The sequence below is a fragment of the Coraliomargarita algicola genome (genome assembly GCF_033878955.1).
GTDB lineage: Bacteria > Verrucomicrobiota > Verrucomicrobiia > Opitutales > Coraliomargaritaceae > Thalassobacterium > Thalassobacterium algicola.
The window spans coordinates 2,558,643-2,581,560 of record NZ_CP138858.1 but is presented as its reverse complement, the minus strand read 5'-3'; the positions used below and the strand labels follow the sequence as shown (position 1 = coordinate 2,581,560).

General features: G+C 56.0%; 18 protein-coding genes. 9 read left to right on the top strand and 9 right to left on the bottom strand.

Annotated features, from left to right (window positions below; genetic code table 11):
• Positions 1–60 precede the first annotated feature (60 nt).
• Positions 61–444, bottom strand: a complete 384-nt coding sequence (locus tag SH580_RS10395; protein ID WP_319834913.1) for a pyridoxamine 5'-phosphate oxidase family protein — start codon at positions 442–444, stop codon at positions 61–63.
• Positions 445–830: 386 nt separating this feature from the next.
• Here SH580_RS10395 and ruvB point away from each other — a divergent pair, with 386 nt between their 5' ends.
• The 5 genes from ruvB to SH580_RS10370 all read left to right on the top strand — a co-directional run bounded on the left by ruvB (position 831) and on the right by SH580_RS10370 (position 5,110).
• On the top strand, positions 831–1,886 hold the full coding sequence (gene ruvB / locus SH580_RS10390; protein ID WP_319834912.1) for a Holliday junction branch migration DNA helicase RuvB: 1,056 nt from the start codon (positions 831–833) through the stop codon (positions 1,884–1,886).
• Positions 1,887–2,058: 172 nt separating this feature from the next.
• Positions 2,059–2,352, top strand: coding sequence for an EF-hand domain-containing protein (locus tag SH580_RS10385; RefSeq protein ID WP_319834911.1), 294 nt, complete (start codon positions 2,059–2,061; stop codon positions 2,350–2,352).
• Positions 2,353–2,523: 171 nt separating this feature from the next.
• A complete protein-coding gene (locus SH580_RS10380) occupies positions 2,524–3,195 on the top strand; it encodes a haloacid dehalogenase type II (RefSeq protein WP_319834910.1) in 672 nt (223 codons plus the stop codon).
• A gap of 21 nt (positions 3,196–3,216) precedes the next feature.
• On the top strand, positions 3,217–4,158 hold the full coding sequence (locus SH580_RS10375) for a DMT family transporter (RefSeq protein WP_319834909.1): 942 nt from the start codon (positions 3,217–3,219) through the stop codon (positions 4,156–4,158).
• Positions 4,159–4,780: 622 nt separating this feature from the next.
• Positions 4,781–5,110: a hypothetical protein gene (locus SH580_RS10370; protein ID WP_319834908.1), complete on the top strand. Its 330-nt coding sequence runs from the start codon at positions 4,781–4,783 to the stop codon at positions 5,108–5,110.
• A gap of 418 nt (positions 5,111–5,528) precedes the next feature.
• Here the strand turns inward: SH580_RS10370 and SH580_RS10365 are convergent, their stop codons facing one another.
• A complete protein-coding gene (locus SH580_RS10365) occupies positions 5,529–12,143 on the bottom strand; it encodes an immunoglobulin domain-containing protein (protein WP_319834907.1) in 6,615 nt (2,204 codons plus the stop codon).
• A 542-nt stretch (positions 12,144–12,685) separates the two neighbouring features.
• On the opposite strand from SH580_RS10365, the gene SH580_RS10360 reads away from it, so the two are divergent.
• The 4 genes from SH580_RS10360 (at position 12,686) to SH580_RS10345 (ending at position 17,042) form a co-directional block, all read left to right on the top strand.
• Positions 12,686–14,509, top strand: a complete 1,824-nt coding sequence (locus SH580_RS10360; protein WP_319834906.1) for an ATP-binding protein — start codon at positions 12,686–12,688, stop codon at positions 14,507–14,509.
• 2 nt (positions 14,510–14,511) lie between these two features.
• A complete protein-coding gene (locus tag SH580_RS10355) occupies positions 14,512–15,141 on the top strand; it encodes a response regulator (protein WP_319834905.1) in 630 nt (209 codons plus the stop codon).
• Positions 15,142–15,160: 19 nt separating this feature from the next.
• Entirely contained in the window at positions 15,161–16,030 is an 870-nt protein-coding gene (locus tag SH580_RS10350; RefSeq protein ID WP_319834904.1) for a DUF1835 domain-containing protein, read from the top strand.
• Between the two features lie 337 nt (positions 16,031–16,367).
• Positions 16,368–17,042, top strand: a complete 675-nt coding sequence (locus SH580_RS10345; RefSeq protein WP_319834903.1) for a nuclease-related domain-containing protein — start codon at positions 16,368–16,370, stop codon at positions 17,040–17,042.
• A gap of 389 nt (positions 17,043–17,431) precedes the next feature.
• Here SH580_RS10345 and SH580_RS10340 read toward each other — a convergent pair whose 3' ends face one another.
• The 7 genes from SH580_RS10340 to SH580_RS10310 all read right to left on the bottom strand — a co-directional run bounded on the left by SH580_RS10340 (position 17,432) and on the right by SH580_RS10310 (position 22,890).
• Positions 17,432–18,019 carry a DUF2726 domain-containing protein gene (locus SH580_RS10340; RefSeq protein WP_319834902.1) on the bottom strand — a complete coding sequence of 196 codons (588 nt, stop codon included), beginning with the start codon at positions 18,017–18,019 and terminating at the stop codon, positions 17,432–17,434.
• A 106-nt stretch (positions 18,020–18,125) separates the two neighbouring features.
• Positions 18,126–19,616, bottom strand: a complete 1,491-nt coding sequence (locus SH580_RS10335) for a Fic family protein (protein WP_319834901.1) — start codon at positions 19,614–19,616, stop codon at positions 18,126–18,128.
• A gap of 349 nt (positions 19,617–19,965) precedes the next feature.
• A complete protein-coding gene (locus SH580_RS10330) occupies positions 19,966–20,424 on the bottom strand; it encodes a hypothetical protein (protein WP_319834900.1) in 459 nt (152 codons plus the stop codon).
• Between the two features lie 200 nt (positions 20,425–20,624).
• The gene (locus SH580_RS10325; RefSeq protein ID WP_319835004.1) at positions 20,625–20,897 is read right to left on the bottom strand and encodes an HNH endonuclease; all 273 of its coding nucleotides are present in this window, start codon (positions 20,895–20,897) and stop codon (positions 20,625–20,627) included.
• A gap of 230 nt (positions 20,898–21,127) precedes the next feature.
• A complete protein-coding gene (locus SH580_RS10320; protein WP_319834899.1) occupies positions 21,128–21,316 on the bottom strand; it encodes a hypothetical protein in 189 nt (62 codons plus the stop codon).
• 3 nt (positions 21,317–21,319) lie between these two features.
• Positions 21,320–22,168, bottom strand: a complete 849-nt coding sequence (locus SH580_RS10315) for an HNH endonuclease (protein ID WP_319834898.1) — start codon at positions 22,166–22,168, stop codon at positions 21,320–21,322.
• Positions 22,169–22,197: 29 nt separating this feature from the next.
• Positions 22,198–22,890, bottom strand: a complete 693-nt coding sequence (locus tag SH580_RS10310) for a DUF2726 domain-containing protein (RefSeq protein WP_319834897.1) — start codon at positions 22,888–22,890, stop codon at positions 22,198–22,200.
• Positions 22,891–22,918 lie beyond the last annotated feature (28 nt).

Here is a 22,918-nt window from a genome sequence, read left to right as displayed (position 1 = left end):
GGGAAAGGCTCTGGAGAGATCGGACCACAGTAGACATGCAATGTTCGGAAGAATCAAACTTCAAGCGCTGAGTTCTTCGGAGCCTTTGTAGACTTGTGTGATCTGGATCTCCACGACCCCTCTTAAACTGAACTCGGGCTTGGCGAGGCATTGACCTTCTTCAAAGAGGGGGCCCTCGCTGGCGTAGCGGACCTGCCCTTTGAGTTGATACGCGGAATAGTCTTTGGCAAAGAAGAGGAAGGACACTTGGGAGCGACCTTGTTTCAAATTGTCCAAGGTTTTGCCGAAGTGGACATCACCGATCAAAACGCGTCCATCGGGGCGCAGTTTGCACATACTGACATAAATGGTGTTGGGCACGCCCTCGGCGTCTACGGTGGTGAATACGGCCACAGGATCGCGGACTTCCCAGGCTTTAAGGATTTCTTGCGGTAGCTGAATCATACTGTGTACGCTGCGAAATCAATCTCCACTGGCAAGCGCGCGCCCGCGAATGGAGGAAAACAGCAGTGGAATTGATAGGAGCAATAAGGATCGTGTCGCTGGCTGACTCGGAGGTGGGGCACCCCGTTTGGTGGAGCAAGTTGGGAATGAACCTAAAAATGAGTTGAACTGTTAATTCGGTAAATATGCGTTTATGAATGTGAATTTAGACGGAACGTGAATTTTACACGACGTGAGAACGTCCAATTGCTTGCCCTGCATCGCTCGTAGAGCGAAGCAGGGGGCTATTATGAATCAAAACGAGACGTGAACGCTCCAGTCATTTCAAACTTCCCCCGGCTAGCTTCTCACTTCACACTTTCAACTTCACACTTCAAACTTCACACATGTCCTTTTCCTCCGAAGATCCGCCGACCGGCACCGACTTTATCGAGCAAACTTTGTCCGCACCTGAAAACGCGGAAGAGTCCGCCTTGCGCCCGCTCTCGTTTCATGACTTCGCGGGACAAGATAAGACCCTCGAGCGGCTGAAGGTGATGGTCGGCGCGGCGCGCGATCGCGGCGAGCCGCTCAACCACATTCTCCTCAGCGGCCCTCCCGGCCTGGGCAAGACCACCCTCTCGCTCATCCTCGGCAACGAAATGGGCACCAAGGTGAACATCACTTCCGGGCCCGTCATCGATAAGCCCGCCGACCTCGCCGGCCTTTTGACCAACCTGAACGAGGGCGACATTCTCTTTATCGACGAAATCCACCGCATACCCAAGACGGTGGAAGAGTATCTCTACTCCGCGATGGAAGACTTCCGGATCGACATCATGATCGACCAGGGCCCCAACGCCCGTAGCGTGCGGCTGAACCTCCCACGCTTCACCCTGCTCGGCGCCACCACCCGCATGGGCCTGCTGACCGCTCCCCTGCGCAGTCGTTTCACCCTGCAGACCCGTCTCAACTATTACAGCCACAGCGTGCTGCAGGGCATCATCGAGCGCACCTGTGGCATCCTGGAAGTTCCCTTCGAGCCCGCAGGCGCAGCCGAGATCGCGCGTCGCGCCCGCGGCACTCCGCGCATCGCCAATAACTTGGTCAACTTCTGCCGCGACTACGCCCAACAACGTGGCAACGGCACCATCACCCAAACCTCCGCTGCCGCCGCACTGGAACTCCTGGAGATCGACCAACGCGGCTTGGACGAAATGGACAAGCAGGTCATACGCGTCATGGCGGAAAACTACCGCGGCGGCCCCGTCGGCCTCGGCACGGTGGCGGTCGCGGTTGGCGAAGAAGCCCACACCCTGGAAGAAGTGCATGAGCCCTTTTTGATTCAGGAAGGCTACCTGCAACGCACCGCACAAGGTCGCGTGCTGACAGAAAAAGGCTGGCACGTAATCGGGCTGGAGCCTGGCAACCAGCCAAGCAACGGACAGACCGAGCTGCTGTAGCAGGCAAAAATAATAAGCGCGAGCCAGCATCCATATTACCCCGACTGCTGCTTATCTATAAAATATTCTCAGCGCATAAATTGCACTTGTAAAGCGCACATAAATCGTCAAATGGGAGTATTAACAGAACACAGTCTAGTTCTGTTAAAACCCTACACACAGGATACAATAAATGAAACTCAAAGCATTACTCCTCAGCGCGATCTTCGCAGCTTGCATCGTTCCATCAGTCTCTCAAGCTGCTAAATCGGATGAGGGTAAAAAGAAGCCAACTCCAGCTGAGGCGTTCGCCAAAATGGATGTGGACCAAAGCGATGGCCTCTCTAAAGAAGAGGTCGCCAAACGCAAAGCGCTCGTCAAAAAATTCGACAAGCTGGACGCCGATCAAGACGGTGAACTGTCATTAGAAGAATTCACTGATGCTTCTGGCAAAAAGCCAAAGAAGGCTAAAAAAGGCGAAGAATAAGCTGCGAGCGCACAGCGCGCACTGAAGCTCCATTTTTTCTCAAAGCCCGGCACCTGTTCAAGGTTCCGGGCTTTTTTTCGCTGCCTCCATCCGCAGTTTCACCCCGCGAAAGACTATTCAGAGAAACACTCACAAGCTTGAACATCGACTGAAAGCAGCATATAGAGACCCATGGTAAAGCCCATCCTCATCCTATTCGACGTGAACGAGACCTTACTCGACCTGAGCCCTCTGCGGAGCTCGGTGAGCCGTGCATTGAACGGTCGTGAAAATCTACTGCCGCTCTGGTTTTCGACCATGCTGCACTACTCTTTGGTGGAAACTCTGACGAATGACTTTCATAGTTTCGGAGAAATCGGTGCCGCCGCCCTCATGATGATTGCCCAAACACATCAGATTGAGCTGAGTCGCGAAGACGCTGAAGCAGCCATCATCCCCAGCTTAAACACACTTCCGCCGCACCCAGAGGTCATCGCAGCCATGGAAGCCCTGCAACAAAACGGCTACAAGCTGGCCACTTTGACCAATTCCTCCAGCGCCGGTGCCGAGTCACAACTTCGGCAAGCCGGCATCGCGCCGCTATTGGACAACAGCTACAGCGTCGAGAGCGTGCGCAAATACAAGCCACACAGCGGCGTCTACCGCATGGTGCTCGATGACCTCGCGCTCGAACCCGAGCAAGTATTGATGGTGGCCGCGCACGCATGGGACCTCGCCGGCGCAAAAAACGTCGGCTTGCAGACCGCCTTCATCCAACGCCCCGGCACCGCGCTCTATCCCAACACCGCGCGCCCCGACTACGTGCTGCGCGATCTCACAGAATTGGCCCAGCGCCTCGCTTAAACCGCGTCGAATCCATCGCATATGCCAGCTAAAGCGCCACCACTGACTCAATTGCCAGTCAGTTTCTACCTACAGGTTTTGATTTGTGCCACCCTATGGGGCAGCGCATTCCCCGTCATCAAGAACAGCTATGCCGCCTTACAAATCACCGGCTACGGCGAACAACTGGTCTTCGCGGGCAGTCGCTTCGTACTGGCAGGACTGATGGTGCTCCCCTTCTGTCGTGGCCCCATCATAGAAAAACTCAAGCAAGCCCCACGTGGACCACTGATGGCGGTGGTGCTCGGGCAGACATTCTTTCAATACATCTTCTTTTACTACGGGCTCAGCATTTCAACCGGCACCCTCGGGGCCCTGCTGGGCTCGGGCAGTTTCTGGTGGATGTTGCTCGCGCCGATGATACTCAAGACCGCTCCGCCTCAGCGCATTCACTGGATACTGCTGGGCGTGTGTTCGATCGGTATCGCCTGTGCGATTTACCAGCCCGGCGCCGACTTAAAAAACGCCGGTCTCGGCACGCTCGCCTTTCTCGCCGCATCCGGTTCCGGCGCCGTGGCCGCAACCTTCCTGAAAAAAGTCGCCCCCGTCGCCGGCAGTCGTTGCACCACCGCATTTTCACTCAGTCTGGGCGGACTCATGCTCTTGCTCATTTCTGCCAGCGCCTGGTCCAGCTACATCGCCCACTTCAATCTCACCACCCTCTTGGTCACGCTCTATCTCGCGGCCCTGTCCGCCACCGCATTCACGCTCTGGAATCGTCTAATTGAGCTCTACAGTGTCAATGTGCTCTCCACCTTTCGCTTCCTGATTCCTCTGATGGGCGTGATCGAATCCACCCTCTTCATCCCCGGCGAAAACCTACGCCCCGGCCTCATCATCGGAGCCCTGATCGTCGTCACCTCACTCATCATCATTTCCCAAGTCAAAGAAGCCCCCGTGGAAGGTCGCTGCATTCGTCCTTAGGAAAGGAAGGAAAGAGGAGGGAGGGAACGTCGAACATCCAACGCTCAACGTCGAATATCGAATGTAGGACTGCGGAATACTGACTGCACGGCTTCCCCCGGGATCGCCAATCTCCGCATTGGCAGCGGTGGCACTGGTTGCGGTAGCCGAGGCCGAGACGACGCTCCCCGATCCGAAGGATCGAGGCTACACAAAGGGAGGGAACGTCGAACATCGAATGTAGGGCCACGGAATACTGACTGCACGGCTTTCCCCGGGATCGCCAATCTCCGCATTGGCTGCGGTGGCATGGGCTGCGGTAACCGAGGCGGAAACAACGCTCCCCGATCCGCAGGATCGAGGCTACGGAATTGGGAACATCGAACATCCAACGCCCAACGTCGAACATCGAATGTAGGGCCACGGAATACTGACTGCACGGCTTTCCCCGGGATCGCCAATCTCCGCATTGGCCGCGGTGGCACTGGCTGCGGTAGCCGAGGCCGAAACGACGCTCCCCGATCCGAAGGATCGAGGCTACGGAATACTGAACGTCGAACGTCCAACGCCCAACGTCGAACATCGAATATAGGACTACGGAATACTGATTGCACGGCTTTCCCCGGGATCGCCAATCTCCGCATTGGCAGCGGTGGCACTGGCTGCGGTAGCCGAGGCCGAAACGACGCTCCCCGATCCGAAGGATCGAGGCTACGGAATACTGACTGCACGGCTTCCCCCGGGATCGCCAATCTCCGCATTGGCAGCGGTGGCACTGGCTGCAGTAACCGAGGCCGAAACGACGCTCCCCGATCCGCAGGATCGAGGCTACGGAATTGGGAACATCGAACATCCAACGCTCAACGTCGAACATCGAACATCCAACGCTCAACGTCGAACATCGAATGTAGGGCCACGGAATGGTGCTGCACGGCTTACCCGGGATCGCCAATCTCCGCATTGGCTGCGGTAGCCGAGGCCGAACGACGCTCCCCGATCCGCAGGATCGAGGCTACGGAATACTGAACGTCGAACATCGAACGCTCAACATCGAACATCGAATGTAGGGCTACGGAATGGTGACTGCACGGCTTTCTCCCGGGATCGCCAATCTCCGCATTGGCAGCGGTGGCACTGGCTGCGGTAACCGAGGCCGAAACGACGCTCCCCGATCCGCAGGATCGAGGCTACGGAATTGGGAACGTCGAATGTAGCGCTACGGAATACTGACTGCACACGCCATTGAATTAAAAATTATTCAACATTGGACGTTCGATGTTGGACGTTGGACGTTCCCCATTCCCCGCGCTCCCCGGTTCTGAGAACCGAGGCCACGCAAAAGGAGGGAACGTCGAACATCCAATGTAGGACTACGGAATCAAATGGGCGCTTCAACGGCTGACCTTGAGTCGCCAGAACATCTTGGCGGCATCGTCGATTGCGGGGGTGATCACGTAGCGGCGGATTTCGGTGCTTCCGTTATTGATCGGCGTGCCGATTTCGGTTGCGCTGGCGTCGCCGCTGAAGCTGAGATCCTGGCTGGCTTCGAGGGTCACGCTCAAGCCTTGCAGATCCACGGGAATTTCGACTTCAACCACGCGGTAGCTCTTGGCCGCGTCGAGGGACAAGCCGTAGCTGCTGTTCAAACTGCTGCCACTTTGCACCGAACCGGTGGGCAATGGCGCGGGCGCGGCAGAGGCATCGTCGGGCGCAGTGCCAAACAGGAACTCGACCAGGTTGGCCCAGCCGTCGCCATCGGCATCGTCGTCTTCGCCTTGTTGATTGGCGGGGAGCGAGGCGACGAAGGTCTCGAATGGATCACTGGGCGCGCTCACGGCGCTACCTTTGAGCAGCACGAGTTTGGACGCAGTGATTCCGTTATAAGTGGTAAACTCTCCGCCCGCCCAGATGCGACCGCTGTCGGTCAACGCGAGATCATTGACGTAGTTGTCAAAGCCGGTCCCGGTATCGAAGTTGAAGTCACGATTGCCCGCCGCGTCCAGGCGGATGAGACGGCCCGCGGTTTGCCCGGCGGCGCTGCTCACATAGCCCCCGATATAAATATCGCCTGCGGGGCTTTCGGCAAAAGCACGAACAGCACCCACAATATTACCACCGACCGGGAAGGGACTGATGGTGGCACCTGTGTCGGCGGCCAGACGAATCGCGCCGCCGCCATAGGAGCTGGCGGCGAGCAGATCGCCGTTGGCGAGCTGAAAGGCATCGCTGGTGTAGAAGAAACCGGTGTTGTAATCGATCGTGGTATCCTGCGCTCCGGACGCATCGGTGCGGGTAATGTATTCATCTCCAGTGCCGCCCCAAGCACCGAACCACCCGCTGAAGATCAGCTTGCCATCAGCCTGTGGAAAGACGCGATAGATCCAATTACTCGCGCCGGAGGTGAAGCTGCTGTTATAGGAGCCATCATCGTTGAGACGGACGGCGTAGTCGGCAGTGGGCTCACCACCGAAGTCAGTAAAGGAGCCCACGGCGATGATCGTGCCGCCGACTTCCTCTGCAATATCGAAAGCTCCGAAATACGAGCCGACCAGACCAGTCGGGTTGAACACCGTGTCGAGGCTGAGGTCGGCATTGAGACGGGCGAGCTTCCCGCGGGCACTGTTGCCGATATTGTTAAACCCGCCCGCGAGCAGAATTTTGCCGTCTGCCTGTAGGCGCAACGATTCGATTGAGCCATCGGCGGAGAGTCCTGTCACGGGAATGACGGCTCCGGTCTCGTCGACCACGGCGAGGCGGGCACCGGAGGTATTCACACCATCGCTGATCGATGCGAAATTACCACCGACCAGCACGCGTCCGTTCGGCAGGGGCAGCACTTGGTTGACTGGACCACCGGTGACTGTGGGCGGCGTAAAGCCCGGTGCAATCGCCGCGGCGTTGGCCAACACCTCAACTTCGATGCCGGCGCTGGGGGTGTCATCAATACTGTTGCTCACCACCACGGTATAGCTGCCTGCATCGGCTTCGGAGAGAGGGGCAATGCTCAGCGTGGCCGCAGTCTGCGTCGGCAACAGAGTGCCGTCGCGATACCATTGATAGCTGAGCGTGCCGGCGCCGAGGGCCTCGACTTCCAAGGTGAGCGAACTGCCCTCCAGCAGGCTGACATCCTCGGAGAGACTCAAAATCTGCGGAGCGCCCAAGACGATGACTTGCGCGATCTCGCTGGTGCGGGTGCCGGCTTCGTTACTCACGACCACCGTGTAGTCGCCGTTGTCCAAATCATCGACCGCGCTGAGCACCAGGCTGGCGCTTTGACTACCGGCAATGCCTGCGCCATCGACCAGCGGATCACCATCGTGGAACCATTGGTAGCTCAGGGCCGAGGTGCCGACCGCTGCAACGGTCAGGGTAACGTCCTCGCCGGGATCAACTACCGTGAGCGCGGCGGGCTGGACAGTCAGAGCCAGCGGGATGGGATCACCATTGAGCAGCGCAAGATAGCTGACGGCGCTGCCGTTGTAGCTGGTAAAGTTACCGCCGACCCAGACTTTGCCATCCAGGCGAATCGCGAGATCTTTGACGGAATTATTGAAACCGGTGCCGTCAGCAAAGGAAGGATCGACCGTGCCGTTCGAGAGATAGCGCACGGTCCGGCCGCTGCCAGAGCCACCGGCGGCGATGTACTTTCCGTTGATTTGAGCGGCTATCTCGGTGGCATTGTAGAGCGAAGCAGATTGATCGGTGCTGCCATCGGGATTGATTTTGAGCACCTGACCGTTTCCGGCGAAGAGATAGTCCCCGTCGGGCGCGAGGTCGATCGCATCCACCCGGGTGCGCCCGGATGAATAGGTGAAGCTCTGGCCCACCAGGTTGGCATCATACTTGTAGACCTTTTGCCGCGAGGATGATGTGGTGCTGGCCGTGACCAGAGCGCCCCCATCGGGGAGTGCTTTGATTGCTCCGATCGTTTGCGAGTCGTTTTTCGACATAGCCCCCGCGTAGCTGCCGTCGGCGTTGGCCACCGCAGCGCTGTAGGCACCGATGTATTGATTATTCCATGAGGTAAAGCTGCCTCCGAATACGATGCGTCCGTCGCTAAGAATATCGACTGCATTGGCGGCGCCAGTGGTGCCGGCAGCAATGTTGCTGGCAAAGTCGGTGTCGAGTGAGCCGTCGGCATTGAGACGGGCCATGCCGCGCAGGCTTTCGCCGCCGACGGTGTAAAAAGAGCCGACGATCACGACCTTTCCGTCGTCTTGCAAAGCGACGTCATGGACGGAACCGCTCGCGATCGCGGCTGGCACGAAATTGGTATCGAGATTGCCACTGGCATCGACTTTGGCCACATAGTCGATCGCCGTATGGCCGCCCACATCGGTGAACCCGCCGACGATGATCACACTGCCATCGGGCGCGACATCGAGCGCAACGACGCCGCTGTTAAGGGTAATACCGGTGTATCCACTCACCAGCGCGGCCGGATCGGGGATGATGGTGAGCGACACTTCATCGGAATCGAGGCTGCCGTAGTCGTTGCTGATGCGCACGCTGTAGCTGCCTTCATTCGCCTCGGCAACCGAGGGGATGCTATAAGTGGCATCGGTCGCGGAGGCAATCGGTTGTCCATTGAAATACCATTGATAGCTCATGGTGCTGGGGCTGGTCGCCGTGACGCTGAGCGTGGCGGACTGACCGAGCACAGCAAATGTATCGACAGGCGGCTCAGTGATCTGCGCGAGGGAATCATCGTCGTAGAGAGTCACGGTCAACGTGTCAGAGACGAGGCTGCCTCCGGTAACTTCGGAGAGTTGCAGGCTAAAGTTTTCATCGCCTTCAATCGCCGCATCATCGACTAGCGTAATGCTCACAGTCTTCGAGCTGGCATCGCCCGCGGCCCAGCTAATAGTTTGATCGATCGCGGCAAAATCGGCGGGCGAGACGGCTGTGCCATCCACACTACGGACACGGACGGAAGCGGCCTGCGTGTGATCGCCGTAACGAACGAGCTCCAGGCTGAGTGCGCCTTCGTCTTCAAAGAGAGCCGCGCCGCTCAGCGCAAAACCGATTTCCGGGCGCTCGACCAGCAGGCGGGCAAATCCGGCCGCACTCACGCCATTCCAGCTGGTGAAGGAGCCGGACACCAAGATACGCCCCTGATCATCGACCTGGGCATTCGTCACATAGCCGTTCGGTCCGGCACCACCGGGGAAGTTGTCATCGACTGTGCCGTCGAACGAAAAGAGCGCGAGGCCGGGCAAATCAATCGAATCGAAAACGGTCGGCCCGGTCAGCAACAAGCGTCCGCGATAGGGCTGAATGGAAGTGAGCGTACCAGTGAAACTGTGCGTTTCCAAGAGAGCACCGTCCTCCAGATTGTGGATGGTCAACAAATTGCCATGAATCGCCGCAAAGCGGTCGTTTCCAATCAGGGCAAAGCCGGTCACGTTTTGACTGGTCGTGAAATGCGGGAAGTCGGCAGCGAAGCTGCCATCGGGCAGCACGCGTCGGATGCCACGCACGAAGCCGCCGTATCCACCCGCGACATAACCAATCAGCATAGAACCGTCGGGCAACTCAGTCAGCGCGGAAAAATCACTGTAGGTGCTATAATTAAACGCCGTGCTAAAACTCGGATCGGCGGAGCCATCGGCGAGTAGACGGAAGAGGCGGTTGCCCTGATTACTACTATTCACGAGGGCATACACCGTTCCGCTGTCGCCGACGTGCACGCCGCTGAGACCGTTGAAGTAGCCGGTGTATTCGTTGACCGGAAAACTACCGTCGTTGAAGAAGGGCACAAAGCTGGTATCGAGTGTGCCGTCAGCATTCATCCTAGCCAAGCGGCGTCGAACGGTGCCGTTGATCTCGGAGAAGAATCCAGTCACTATAAACTGCCCGTTCGGCAAGGCGATGGGCGAAGGATAAACCGAACTGGAAGAAATATTGCCCTCCGGCGTCGTGCTCACTGAAAAACCGGGATCAACCGTAAAAGTGCCGTCGAGTTTGCGCAAGGTGTAGCCAGCGAAGGAGCTTCCATCGAGCATCAACATCGAGCCGTCGGCGAGAAGAGTGAATGGCCCCGGAGTGGTGACACCGCTTAGGGCAACGCCAGATTCAGGCACGGCGGCAGGTGGGTTGACGGTTAAGGTCGCTGCGGCGCTCGGGGTCGAGCCCGCTGCTGTGGTCACGATGACGTTGTAATCAGCTGCAGATCCCAAGTTCGTGGCTGCGATCGTATACACCGCCGAAGTCGCCCCCGGGATGTCGACGCCGCTTTTCTGCCATTGAAAACTGGGGGCGACAGCACTGGAAACGGCAACTGAGAAACGGGCGGGCTCGCCTTCTTTGACTGTCAGCGCTGCGGGTGGGGTGACGATCACGGGCAAAGAGTCGTCGTCACGGATGGTGACTGTAACCGAAGATGGGGCGCTCAGCGTCGCGCCGCTGGCGGAGGATAGATTGACGGAAAAAGTCTCATCCGACTCCACGTTAACATCATCGATCAGCGAGACGGTGAAAGATTGCACGCCTCCGACGCCAGCCGGCCAATTCAGTGTGCCGGAGCTTGCGGTGAAGTCAGCGGCATTGGCGCTACCAGCTGCGGTGGCATAACTGACGGATGCAGCCGCCGACAAATCGCCGCTGCGGGTGACGGAGAGGATGACGGAACCTGCGGACTCTGCTGAAGCGATCTGTGTGTAGGTCCAAGCTAAGCTGGAGGGCACGACATCGCCCTCAAAGCCGACCAGTTTAATCGTAGGCACGCCGTTGACTTCCGTGCCGCCACTGCCGGCGTAGATCTTCCCGTTGAAGCCGGTGGTAAAGGTATTGAAGAAACTGGTGCCCGAGTCTGTGCCCTCGGCTCGGAAGTTGGAATCAATCGCTCCCGTGGAGGTGATACGAACCAGGACCCCCAATGGCGCCTCGCCGGAAGCATCGGGAATGGTTAGCAGGTAGCGCCCGGCGGCGTCGCGTTGCAAGGGGCGAGCAGTGGTTCGGGTGATCGACGGATCGAGGTTAAAGGACGAATCCAGCGAGCCATCCGACTGCAAGCGAACGACAAAGCTCTGTGTTTGATAGTTGTCTGTGTGTCCGAGCACCACCAGGCGCCCGTCGGGCTCTAGTTCCAGCCCAGTAATCGATAACGTATTCGCTGGCACTGCGGCATTGAATGTAGTGTCGAGGCGACCGTTTGGAAAGAGCCGGGCGACCACAGGGATGGTGGTCTGCGGGTAACTGTATCCATACTGAAACGAGCCCGCGACATAGATTTTGCCGGAAGGATCGATCGTGGCTTCACGGAAAAAACCGGAAAGATTGGGAGCACCGGCAGGGACGCCAAACTCGGCCGGATCCAGCCCGAAGCTGGTGTCGAGCGAGCCGTTTGGGTGGAGCCGTGCGATGCCGTAGCAAGTGGTGTAAGGATCTCCCTCGCTATCACGAAAGCCACCGAAACCACCGACTGCATAAATGCTGTCATCAGGGCCGATGGTGATGTCCTCGATGTAGTTAAAGCCACTGCTGGGAGCCGTGCCATTGGTTTGAAAAGTGGTGTCAATGCTGCCGTCCGCATTAAAGCGCACAATGCTCTTTGAGCGAAACTCTACAGTGGGCGCGAGCTTGGTGCCGTCGCGAACGCCCTGCATCACCCCAGCGGCGATAATTTTGCCGTCGGACTGCAGCCCGAGCGCATGCGTCTCGGACCAGCCGGCGTCATCATAGAAAATGCCGGAGTCCGAGCCGGTCGGTTCGTTGTCGGCAAAGAAATAGGAGTCGACCGTCCCGTCAGGATTGAAGCGCGTCAGGGCAGTGCGGCGGGTAGTGCCGCCGAAATTCCCCACCATTTCATTCGAGCCAAAAAGGACCTTGCCGTCCGGCTGCACCAGCACAGATGACACGCCCCCCGTCTCAGCTGGATCAAAGACATGCCCCGCTGATGCGGCGAAGATGGGATCGACCGTGTCCGGTGCCGCTTGCAGCGCAGTGGTCGGGAGCGACGCAGTCGCGAATAGAGATACGGCCGTGAAGAGGGCGTTTCGTTGCATGGTAGTAGAATGTCGTGTGGTAGTCGTGTCGCAATGCGGACCCAGCTAAGCCGTTGCTAGTGGCCGCTGTGATTTCGCCAGAAAGAAAAGAATCCTTGACGCTTATGGACGAAATGAGCGTAAGCCTTGATCATATCTTTTCTCTCGAAATCAGGCTATCCCCTGAACAGAGGATTTTCAGCTAGTTATCCGCGCATGGCTTCTTCCCAGACCTTACCACGACGACAAGTTCCACCGCTGACGCTATTGACCGGAGCCCTGGCTCTGGGAATCGCGGTGATGCTGCTCGTCACTCTACTGGCTCATCAACAGCCCTGGCTGGGATTAAAACTGGCCCCGAGCGACACGGGCAGCGGCGTGCAGGCGCGCGCCAGCAAGGGCCCCGCGGCCGACATCCCCCCGGCACCATTCTGGTCCGGGCCGAAACCGAGGAAGATCAGCTGGAACTCAGCGCCTTCGACCTCACGGTCGAGCCGGACGGGGCCATGGGCGACTATGCCAACTATCGGCGCTTTCTGGAGCGGCAGGAGCGGCTGGCCCGCATGCAGGCCGCGCCCGCGCTCAGCTTCATCGCGGCGGACGGGCAGCGCTTTATCGTGCAACCTGATCCCGCTGGCCGGCCCTTACTGGATCTGCCCGCCGACTTTTGGGTGCAATGCCTGGTCGGCTTAGTGGCCTGGCTAGTCTCCGCGGCGGTGTTTGCCTTTCGGCCCGGCGAGGCCAGCGCGCGCTATCTATTATTGAGCGGAGCGGCCACCCTGCTTTTCGCGCCGGCGGCGGCGACCTACACCACGCGTGAACTGGCGGTACCCGGCACCCTGCTGCAATGGGCCAGCGATCTTAATTTCCTCGGCGGCAGTCTCTTTGCCGCCAGCTTCGTCGCCTTGCTGCTGGTCTATCCCCGCCGCATTGCCCCACGCTGGGTCGGCCCCTCGGTGGTGGCGCTCTTTGTGCTTTGGTTTGTGGCCCAGCAGATCGGCCTCTTTGAGTCGATGACCTTTGCCCGCCGCTTCCTGGTCTTGCTCGGGGTGCTGGCGACCTTTGTGCTGGCCGGCGCGCATTGGCGCATCAGTGGACGCCATCCGCTGGAACGCGCCAAGCTGCAGTGGTTTTTGCTCTCCTGGGTGGTCGGCACCAGTGTGTTCTGCTTTTTCATCTTACTGCCGCAAAGCTTCGGTATCGATACCTCCCCCATCCAGGGCTACGCCTTTCTGCTCTTCCTACTGGTCTATGGCGGACTGGCGTTGGGGATCTTGCGCTACCGTCTATTCGATCTGGGTGAGTGGTGGCGGCGCGTCATGGCCTGGGCGCTCGCGGTGCTGCTCCTAGTGGTGATGGATCTGTTTTTTGTCTATGGCCTGCAATTCTCCACCGGCACCTCACTGGCCGTCGCTTTACTGATTTGCGGGCTTGTTTGGCTCCCCGCACGGGCTTGGCTGTGGCAACGATTCGCGCCCCGCAATTCGCAGGACACCTTTGACCTGTTTCAACGCGTGGTGGACGTGGCACTGGCCCCACCAGGCACCAAAAACGAGGTCGATCGCTGGCGTGCAGTCATTCACTCCGTCTTTGAACCCTTGGAAATGACTCAAGCGACCGGCCAGCCACAGACGCAGGTGCAGCTACAGGACGATGGTCTGACCATGGTCCTGCCCCCCGTCGGCCGACTCCCCGGACTGGAACTGCGCTACGCACGTGGCGGACGTGCGCTCTTCCACCCCCGCGACGCCGCACAGGCCAACGAACTCGTCTCGATGCTGGAGCATGCACTCGCCAGCTTGGCCGCCTACGAAAAAGGCGTCGCCGAGGAGCGCACACGGATCGCACGCGACATGCACGACAATATCGGCGCCCAACTACTCAGCGCACTGCACAGCTCGGAAAACGCCACCAAAGACGCCCGCATTCGCGATTCACTCTCCGACCTGCGGGCCGTCATCAATCAATCCTCAGAATGCGCCGAGACACTGGCCACCACCCTGGCCGAACTCAGACTCGAAACCGCCGAACGCCTGGAAGCGGTCGGCATTGAGTTTAAATGGTCCGCCCCCGATCAGCTGCCGGCAGTCAGCTCGCATCAACTCAGCCATGCCCTGCGCTCGATCCTACGCGAGGCTGTGAGTAATGCGATACGCCACGCCCAGCCCACGCAGGTGGCCATCCAGCTGACGGCTACAGACAATCAACTGCAGCTAGAAATTCGCGACAATGGCAAGGGCTTCGATCCCGCGACCTCTCCCGCAGGCAATGGACTGGGCAACATCCAGGCACGCATCGACGCACTTGACGGCAGTTTCAAATTGAGCAGCCTAGAGGGAACTACCTATTTACGCATAGAGATTCCCTGCAACGCTTCGCCCTCCTAGAAATGAACAGCTGCCTCATCATCGAAGACCAGGCCGACAATCGCCGTTGGCTCAACGCGATCGTGAGCCAAGCATTCCCCCACTGTCAGATCACAGAAGCCCCCGATTTAAAAAGCAGCCGAGCAGCCACCGCAAAAGCCGAGTTCGACCTCGCCCTGATCGACCTGTCCTTGCCCGATGGCTCCGGCCTGGACGCCCTGCGAGCCATCCAACGCAGCAGCCCACAAACCATTTGCGTGATCATCACCATCATGGGCGACGACGCCCTCATCGTCGCCGCCCTCTCCGCAGGCGCGCAGGGATATTTGCTCAAAGAGCACCCCGCCGAGCAACTGAGTCGACAGCTGCGCGAGCTCAGCACAGGCGTTCCCGCGCTCTCGCCCTCAATCGCCAAGCGCATCATGGAGCACTTTCAGCGCACCGGCCCCATCGAAGCCGACCACGAGCTCTTAACCGAGCGCGAGAAAGAAACCCTCGTACTCATTTCCCGCGGATACCGCAACAGCGAGGTCGCCAGCCAGCTAGGGATCGCGCCCACCACCGTAGCCAGCCACATCAAAGCGATTTACCGCAAGCTCGGCATCTCCACCCGCGCCGAAGCCTCATGGTACGCCACCCGACTCGGGTTGTAGATCTTTCACACGTATTTCAATGGCAGCAACCCTTCACATCACCAGCGGCGACTGCGCCGGTCAGTTACTCACACAAGCACAACTGCCGGGCGAGGTTTTTGTCTGGCACGACATTCTCTACGACGGCCCCCGCAATCCGGGCTGGCCGAGTGAGGCGACTTTACGAGCACGCGCCGTTTTCCTCGAGCAAAGCACGGGCGGCGGCCTGGACCAGGCATACGTGCTGGAAACACTCCAGGACCAATACCGCAAACTGAGCGAAATGCTCGCCGACACACAGATTGTGCTGTGGTTCGATGCCTGCCTATTCGATCAATCGATGCTGTGCCACATTCTCACCTGCCTACAACATTTGAAGCGCTCGCAAGTCGAGCTCATTTGCATCGACGCCCATCCCCGAATCGAACGCTACAATGGCCTCGGCCAACTACAGCCCAGCGAGCTGGCCGCCAGCTACCCCACACGACAGCCCGTCAGCCCCGAACAATTTGAATTTGCCTGCCAAGTCGACCGCGCCTTCGCCGAGCAAGACCTCGCCGCATTCCAAGCGCTAGCCGCTCAATCACAGGCCCCCATCCAATGGATTCCCGCGGCAGTCACGCGCTGGCTGCAAGAACACAGCTACGCCGACAGCGAGTTCGGACGACTCGAATACCACACCCTCGCTGCCCTCCGCGCCGGCCATCACAGTCCAGCCGAAATTTTCATCGCCGTCGCGCAGGCCGACACGCCCCCACAATACTGGGGCGACACCACCCTCTGGGCAAAGATCAACGGCCTCGCCGAGCGCACACCGCCCCTGGTTCGCATCGAAGGTCCCAGCCCACGCCTCCCACAATGGCAAAGCAAGCATCCACTCGCAGAATACCGCGTGAACATGGTGGATTGAAGCAGCGAGGAACACAGATCCTTTTCTGGAACTGGTATCCATCAGGTAACTACAATACTTAACCGTGAATGGACGTGAATGGACGTGAATCCAAGCCACCGCTATGCTGAGACCTGAAAGCCCAGTGCACTGCTAGTTGAGTCGCGGATTCTTTTTGTCGGGGGCAGCTCAATGCATAGCTGAAAGCGACGCAGGGGTGACGACCGCCGTTGGATCGGCCACGTAGGGGATTCTATCGTTTTTGTGACTATGTTTGTGGTTGGTTTGTCTTGATTGGTTTTGTTATTTTCCTCACATATTATCATAATACTGAATTATTTGTTTATGGAGGTTAGTTATGGGGGTCCTTAAAGGTTGGTTTGGTGAAAAAATGGCTTCAGTTGGGATGTGGGCTTTCTTGGATAGCAGGGTTTATTTGCGTATTCATGATTTGATCGTCCCAACGCGTAGCGGTACAACTCAAATAGATCACATATTGGTTTCTTGCTATGGTATATTTGTGGTGGAAACCAAGAATTATAATGGCTGGATTTTTGGTGATCCCAAGCAAGCTCGCTGGACTCAAGTGCTATATGGTAAGAAGCATTCTTTTCAGAATCCTCTTAGGCAAAATTATCGACACATAAAATGCCTATCGGAGTGTTTGGGGCTTAGTGAGAATTATTTTCATTCGATTATCTTTTTTATAGGGGATGCTGTATTTAAAACTTCGATGCCGCCAAATGTTGTTAATGAACGGCTTGCGAGACATATAGGCAGCTATCGAGAATTAATGCTTTCTTCTGATGAGGTGTCTTCAGTGTATCGACGTCTTCAAGAGTTAAAGGCGACACCAACTCTGACACGCAGCACACACATGAATTCCCTGAAGGCTCGTCATAAATCAAATACGACCTGTCCTAACTGCGGAGCTCCTTTGGTGACTCGCACGGCTCGAAGAGGAGCGAATGCAGGCAATCAGTTTCTTGGGTGTAGTCAGTATCCTAAATGTCGTTTTACTCGAACACTTTGATAGCCATGCTCTGTTTAATCTTTGGATCTACTACCAGTGAACCAAAATTATATGAATCGTAATGGCTGACATAGTTTCCGAAGCCCCGCGCTACATTATAACCGCAGATGGACGCAGATGGACGCAGATGGACGCAGATTTGTACAGATGCCACCGATATCACCAAGGAGCGCTCAGAGGATTTGTTTCGCGATTATTCGGTCGATGGGCTGTAGGTGCTGGAACTTTGAGATAGTATATTAAATAAATACGCAGGGTATTTGGAAACCTTTCGCGAGGACGACCTAATTGTTCTTAGTGGCTCTGGGGTCTATCCACTCGGAAGTTTGGCGTGCGATGATTTTTATTTTTCGTTTGTATCCATAAATACACTGCGAGGCGGCCTGACTTTAATGCATCGCGGTCGCTATGGGCGCATACGCGGATTCGCTAGGGGCTTCTTCCTCGAACAGATAACTTTTCAGGTATTCCTCGCTGTAGCTCATTCGGGCCGGGACACGTAGTAGACTGACTCCGGCATCGCGCATTGCCCGGTCATTGTATTGGTCGGCCTCTTTGCTTTTCTTTTTTTGGTGGCTCTTGTCGTCGAGCTCGATGCAGGTTAATACTTTAAGTGTAGTTGGGTCACAAATGACGAAGTCTATATGGCGCGATTTGATACGTCCTCTCAAGCTTTGCTTTTCACGATACTCCAGCTCTTTGGGGACTTCAATGATATCCTCCATACGGACTTTAGCGAACAGATGCCAATGTGGTTCGACCAAGGGTTGCAGCACTTTAAAGAACGCGTGTTCGTTCGGCGTCAGCAGACTTTTGCACGCTTGGTAGGGCAGCTTCGTTTCTTGATTCGTATCTAGTTTTGCTTTGGAGGAAGCTTGGTTCTTCGTGCCTGGTTTCGACATTAAGCTGCGCGCCAGTCCCAAACCAAAAAATAAAACAGCGAAAAGGCCAATGATGGCGTAAATTAAAAGATCCATGACAAAATCAAAGTGAGTGAGTTCTGGTGTATCAATACCAGAAATGGAGAAATTCGTTATAGTCGCTCACCTCAATTCTGACTGAGGGCTTGTTGGACGTTGGGGTTCATGAAATGAAGTTTTCTAGACTGAAATTCGAGTTCGTTGGTTCGTCGAGCGCGCCCGTTTTTTTGAAGTGTTCGTAGGACTCCTCAAAAGAGCGAAACGGCATACGGCTGTTAAAATCCATCAACTTATGTGCGAACGCCACGTAGGGATTGGCATTGCCGTTCAGCGTAAGGGCTTCGAGCACGCTTATATAATCATTGCGTAGCGAGGTGGGGATGATCAGTCGCATCTGCTGCGCATTCTCTAGCACGGCATTCATTCCTAGTCTTGAGATACGTCCATTGCCGTCTTTGAATGGGTGCACCTCTGCGACGACAAAAAGTATGTAGAATGCTCTCGATGCTGCCGACTTCAGCTCGCGACTGGCCAACCATCCGCGTGCGAGTGTTTCGCGCACCAGTTCCGGTTTCACAAATGTGCGTGAGCCGACTTCATTATTTTTCGTCTTAAAGACGCCTGGCTCTACATCATGACGAGTCGCCATCATACGGGCGTGCCTTCGAATGATCAGGTTCATATAGTCGTCTGGATTGTTCGCGACGCTTCCACTGATATTCGGATCCACGATCAGTCGATAGGTTTCTTTCACGTCGTGCGCATCTTCCGGACGCTTCTTTTCCAGGTGAATGGCATTTGCGGTTTCTTTAACCAACTCTTGCGCTTCTTCGACTGAGAATTTGGTGCCCTCAATGAAGTTCGAGAAATAAGCCTCCCAGAATGCCCGATTCGGATGTTCCGCTACCGGCGGCGCGGGCAGATCGGGGAAGGGTTCGCTCGCCAAGCGTGTGTGCAGTTCAGCAAATAGGGCGATACGATCCGGATCATAAGGTTTCCCCCGGGCACGTGAACTAGCTAACTCGCTCACCAATTGATGGCTGGATGGTTTGCCACGTAATGCGGCAATAAACTGTTTGAAACAGTCGAGCTCTCGTTGCCAGCCCAGTTCGTTCGCGAGTTGTTGCACTTTAGCTTCAAGCTGTGGAAGCCAGTCGGGGCCGACGAGCCGTTGTTGTCGATCAAACCAGTTTTCGAGCTCCTGACCAGAGAATGTCTTGGACTCATCATTTGCCCGAGCTCGCGCAATTTGAAAATTCTCTAGCACAGCTCGCTCCTCGCATGCACTGTATACTACCAGCCCATCGCCTAGTGGTGTGCGTATGTCGTTCGCTTGAGGCTCTGGACCATTCCAAATGCGGATTTCCAAACCCGGGAGTTTGCGAGGCGGCACGCCTTTTCGGGGAACGCTCAAGTGTAATTTGCCGCCTGGCGAGACGCTGCCACCCTCCAATGCTGAGCGGTGACTGATCACTGCATCGGGATAAAAGTGAGCCGCGATCATCAGTCGGTTGCGTTGAACAATCGTCTCTGCAGGACTTTTTAAGTCGTCTGTGTAGAGTTTTGAAGCGAGTTTTCGTAAATGACCCGCTTTCAGCTCACGCGAGATTTCGGCAGAGCGTTGTGGATTCGAGGTGCCGAATAGGAGAGCCATAAGAAAAAAGATGTATTAAGCCTTAAAATCTACGCGATCTGTAGGTATTTTAAGAATTAAACGTTCTTTCTGTTGAATTTTCAAGAATTAGATTTTTGTGCGTATGAATCGTGCGCGCGGAAAAAAGGAGAATTAAAGCCGGCCAGTCGTTGAATTTGTTGATTTTTCGAGAGTTAAACGGGAAAATGGTGGATTTTTTAAGAATTAGATTGCGGGTTCATTTTGTTGGGGCGTCACTTGCTGCGGCCTGCATAGCTGGAAGCGACGCATGGGCATGGGGCGAACATCGAACGCCCAACATCGAACATCGAATGGGAGATTGGCGATCCCGGGGAAAGCCCCCGCACTTTTATCGTAGCCTCGATCCTCTGGATCGGGGAGTGTCGTCGCGGCCCGTGCCACCGCAGCCAATGCGGAGATTGGCGATCCCGGGGAAAGCCCGCGCACTCTTTCGTAGCCTCGATCCTCTGGATCGGGGAGCGTCGTCGCGGCCCGTGCCACCGCAGCCAATGCGGAGATTGGCGATCCCGGGGAAAGCCCCCGCACTTTTATCGTAGCCTCGATCCTCTGGATCGGGGAGCGTCGTCGCGGCCGGTGCCACCGCAGCCAATGCGGAGATTGGCGATCCCGGGGAAAGCCCCCGCACTCTTTCGTAGCCTCGATCCTCTGGATCGGGGAGCGTCGTCGCGGCCCATGCCACCGCAGCCAATGCGGAGATTGGCGATCCCGGGGAAAGCTCCTGCACTCTTTCGTAGCCTCGATCCTCTGGATCGGGGAGCGTCGTCGCGGCCCGTGCCACCGCAGCCAATGCGGAGATTGGCGATCCCGGGAATCTGGGCGCTCTCTCGCGGCAGATCCAAAAAGTCCATACTTCCTGCTTTTCTTTCGTTAGCGGAACCTCATTGTTTGGATCGTGAAGTTTCCTGATTGTTCTTGCCGGTTGTGAGGTTGTCCGGTCTCAGATGGTTATGAAATTAGATTATATTGAAAACAATGCTTCGCCGGCGGTTAAAGGCTGTTGAAGACATTCTTTCGGTGCCAATGGAGCCTTACCTCTGCCGGGCGTAGTTGGGATTCTTGGTTAAAATAGGCGGCTTGCTGATGCCGTTTGCGCAGCCAATCCGTTTCGGGGCCCCATTCGGTAAAGATCTCGTCGGCGACGATCACTCGCTGCTGCTCGTCGAGTGTCCATAGGCCTTTGTCAAACATCCAGTGTGCATCGCGTGTCAACGCGAGGCCATTGTCGGGAGAGTTGTTTCTGCTCTTGGAAAAGGCGTGTATGTCGTCCAGAAACCTTGCGAGCGCAAATAGTGAAAGGGTTGATCCTTAATTCAGAAGTCAGAGTTCAGAGAACAGAAGCCAGTCACTGTGAATCAGTTAGTTATGAAAATCACGGCATGCGCCATTTTGGCGAGACAGGAAGTGCCATAACTGATTGATATTCATCTCTGGCCTCTGACATCTGTCTTCTGACTACTCTTTCTAGGTTGATCCAATCCTGGCAGACCACCCTAACGTGCTTGAACGATCGCCCAATACGCATCAAAGCGTAATCTTAGTCCGGGAGTTTTTTCTAAGTGCGAAGAGCGGATTTCACCCGATTCGGTCATATCCAAAATGGATAATAACAGCAGTGGCTTGTGGAGTGCATAGTTGCCATTTCCGCGACTGTGCGGGTTTAACTTCGTGTAGGGGAGCATGTGTTAGAAATTGCCTTTTTTGCGGTGAAATTCGAGATAGGCTTTTTGGGGCAAGTAAGATTGTGGCAGAGTAATCGCATCACCTTCCTTGCTGATAAAATAGGTCTGCACACTTTCACTGCTGTAGTGTTCCTTGATTTCCTTTGAGATAATGACCCGGTAGTCGTCGTCCAAGCTGATCAAGTGCCTATCAAAGGCCGCGTCGTAGGTCGCGGAGAGGCAGAGCCCGTTGCGTGGATCGAGTCTGATCTTTTTGCCTTGGGGATCGGCCCAGCCTACGATGTGACTGGCGCGGTTCACGGTAGGAATGTCGAGTCCGGTGACACAGCAGGTAGAATTGTAATTCTTAAAGACGATGTCGCTAAATGTTCTTTGATCTAAGCGAGTCTTTACGGATCGCACCACATCTTTGCCTTCCTTTGGATTTAGGCCATCGAGTAGCCATTTCGGGTAGTTCAGTTTTCGTTCGAGCTTTGGGGCGAGTTCTGACTCATCGCCTGTATGCGATTCGAATGTTTCGAGTTGTTCCTGTTGATAATGTGATTCGACTAAAAATTCTTGCAGGCTCATCAGAGCAGCGGAGCAGTGACCTTTCTCTAAATAACTTGAAGATCCCGATATATACCAAGGCGTCTTGCTTCCGAGTTTCGCTTCGGTCAGCACGAACTCATAGAGCGCTTGTAAGCGTTCGACTGATTGAACACTCCAAATGTCCCGGCAATCCGAAAAGCTGTAAGCTTCGCGCTTTAGCATCTGTTCGAGTAGATCAAGTGCACGGAGGTATGAGGACGCCTTCCGACTTGTTTTCAGATTCCTTTCGTAAAGGTAGGCTTTGTAGGCGTCGCGGTGCATGATTGGGTTAGCTTTTAAAATGTGTGTCCCTATTTCCTCATTGATGCTGGTTTCCATCGAGCATGAGGATCCTCGTCGTTCTCGGGAGCTGCTCTGGTGGCTTCTAGAGCAGGCGTGGCTCCGACGTGAGCGGGTGGGGAACTCAATTTATCTGCCACCTGTGCGAATTCAGGTTCGGAATCAAATAGATAAGTCTTGATAGTGTTGTCACTATAGCTGCGTCGGGCGGGGATACGAATTAATGTGAGGCCGGCGGCTTTGAAGGCTTTGTCCTTAAAGGCGTCAGCTTTTTTCGCTTTGGCGGACTGATGGCTGCTATCATCGAGCTCGATACACATCTGGATTTTCAGAGTCTCCTTATCGCAGAGAACAAAATCGACGTGACGAGATTTAATTCGACTGCGGAAGCCGTATGTCTCCTTTTTCTCTAAGCCTGACCTTACGGTGATTAAGTCTTCTAGCCGGACTTTTGTGAAGATATGCCAGTGCCCGTTAATCACCGGTACTAAGGCGTTGAAGAATGTCAGCTCCGTAGGTGTCAGAATGCTCTCGCGGCGAATGTAAGGATGCACCTCTGGCTCTGATGATCCTTGAGTTCTTGACGCAACGCGCTGAGGGGCTGCATCTTTTGGAGTCGCCAGCGTAAAGAGAGGCAGAATGATTGATTTAAAAGTAATCGCGATAACAATGATGGCGATAATGATATAGAGTAAGATATCCATGGATTTAATGAGTGTGGAATGTGTAGAC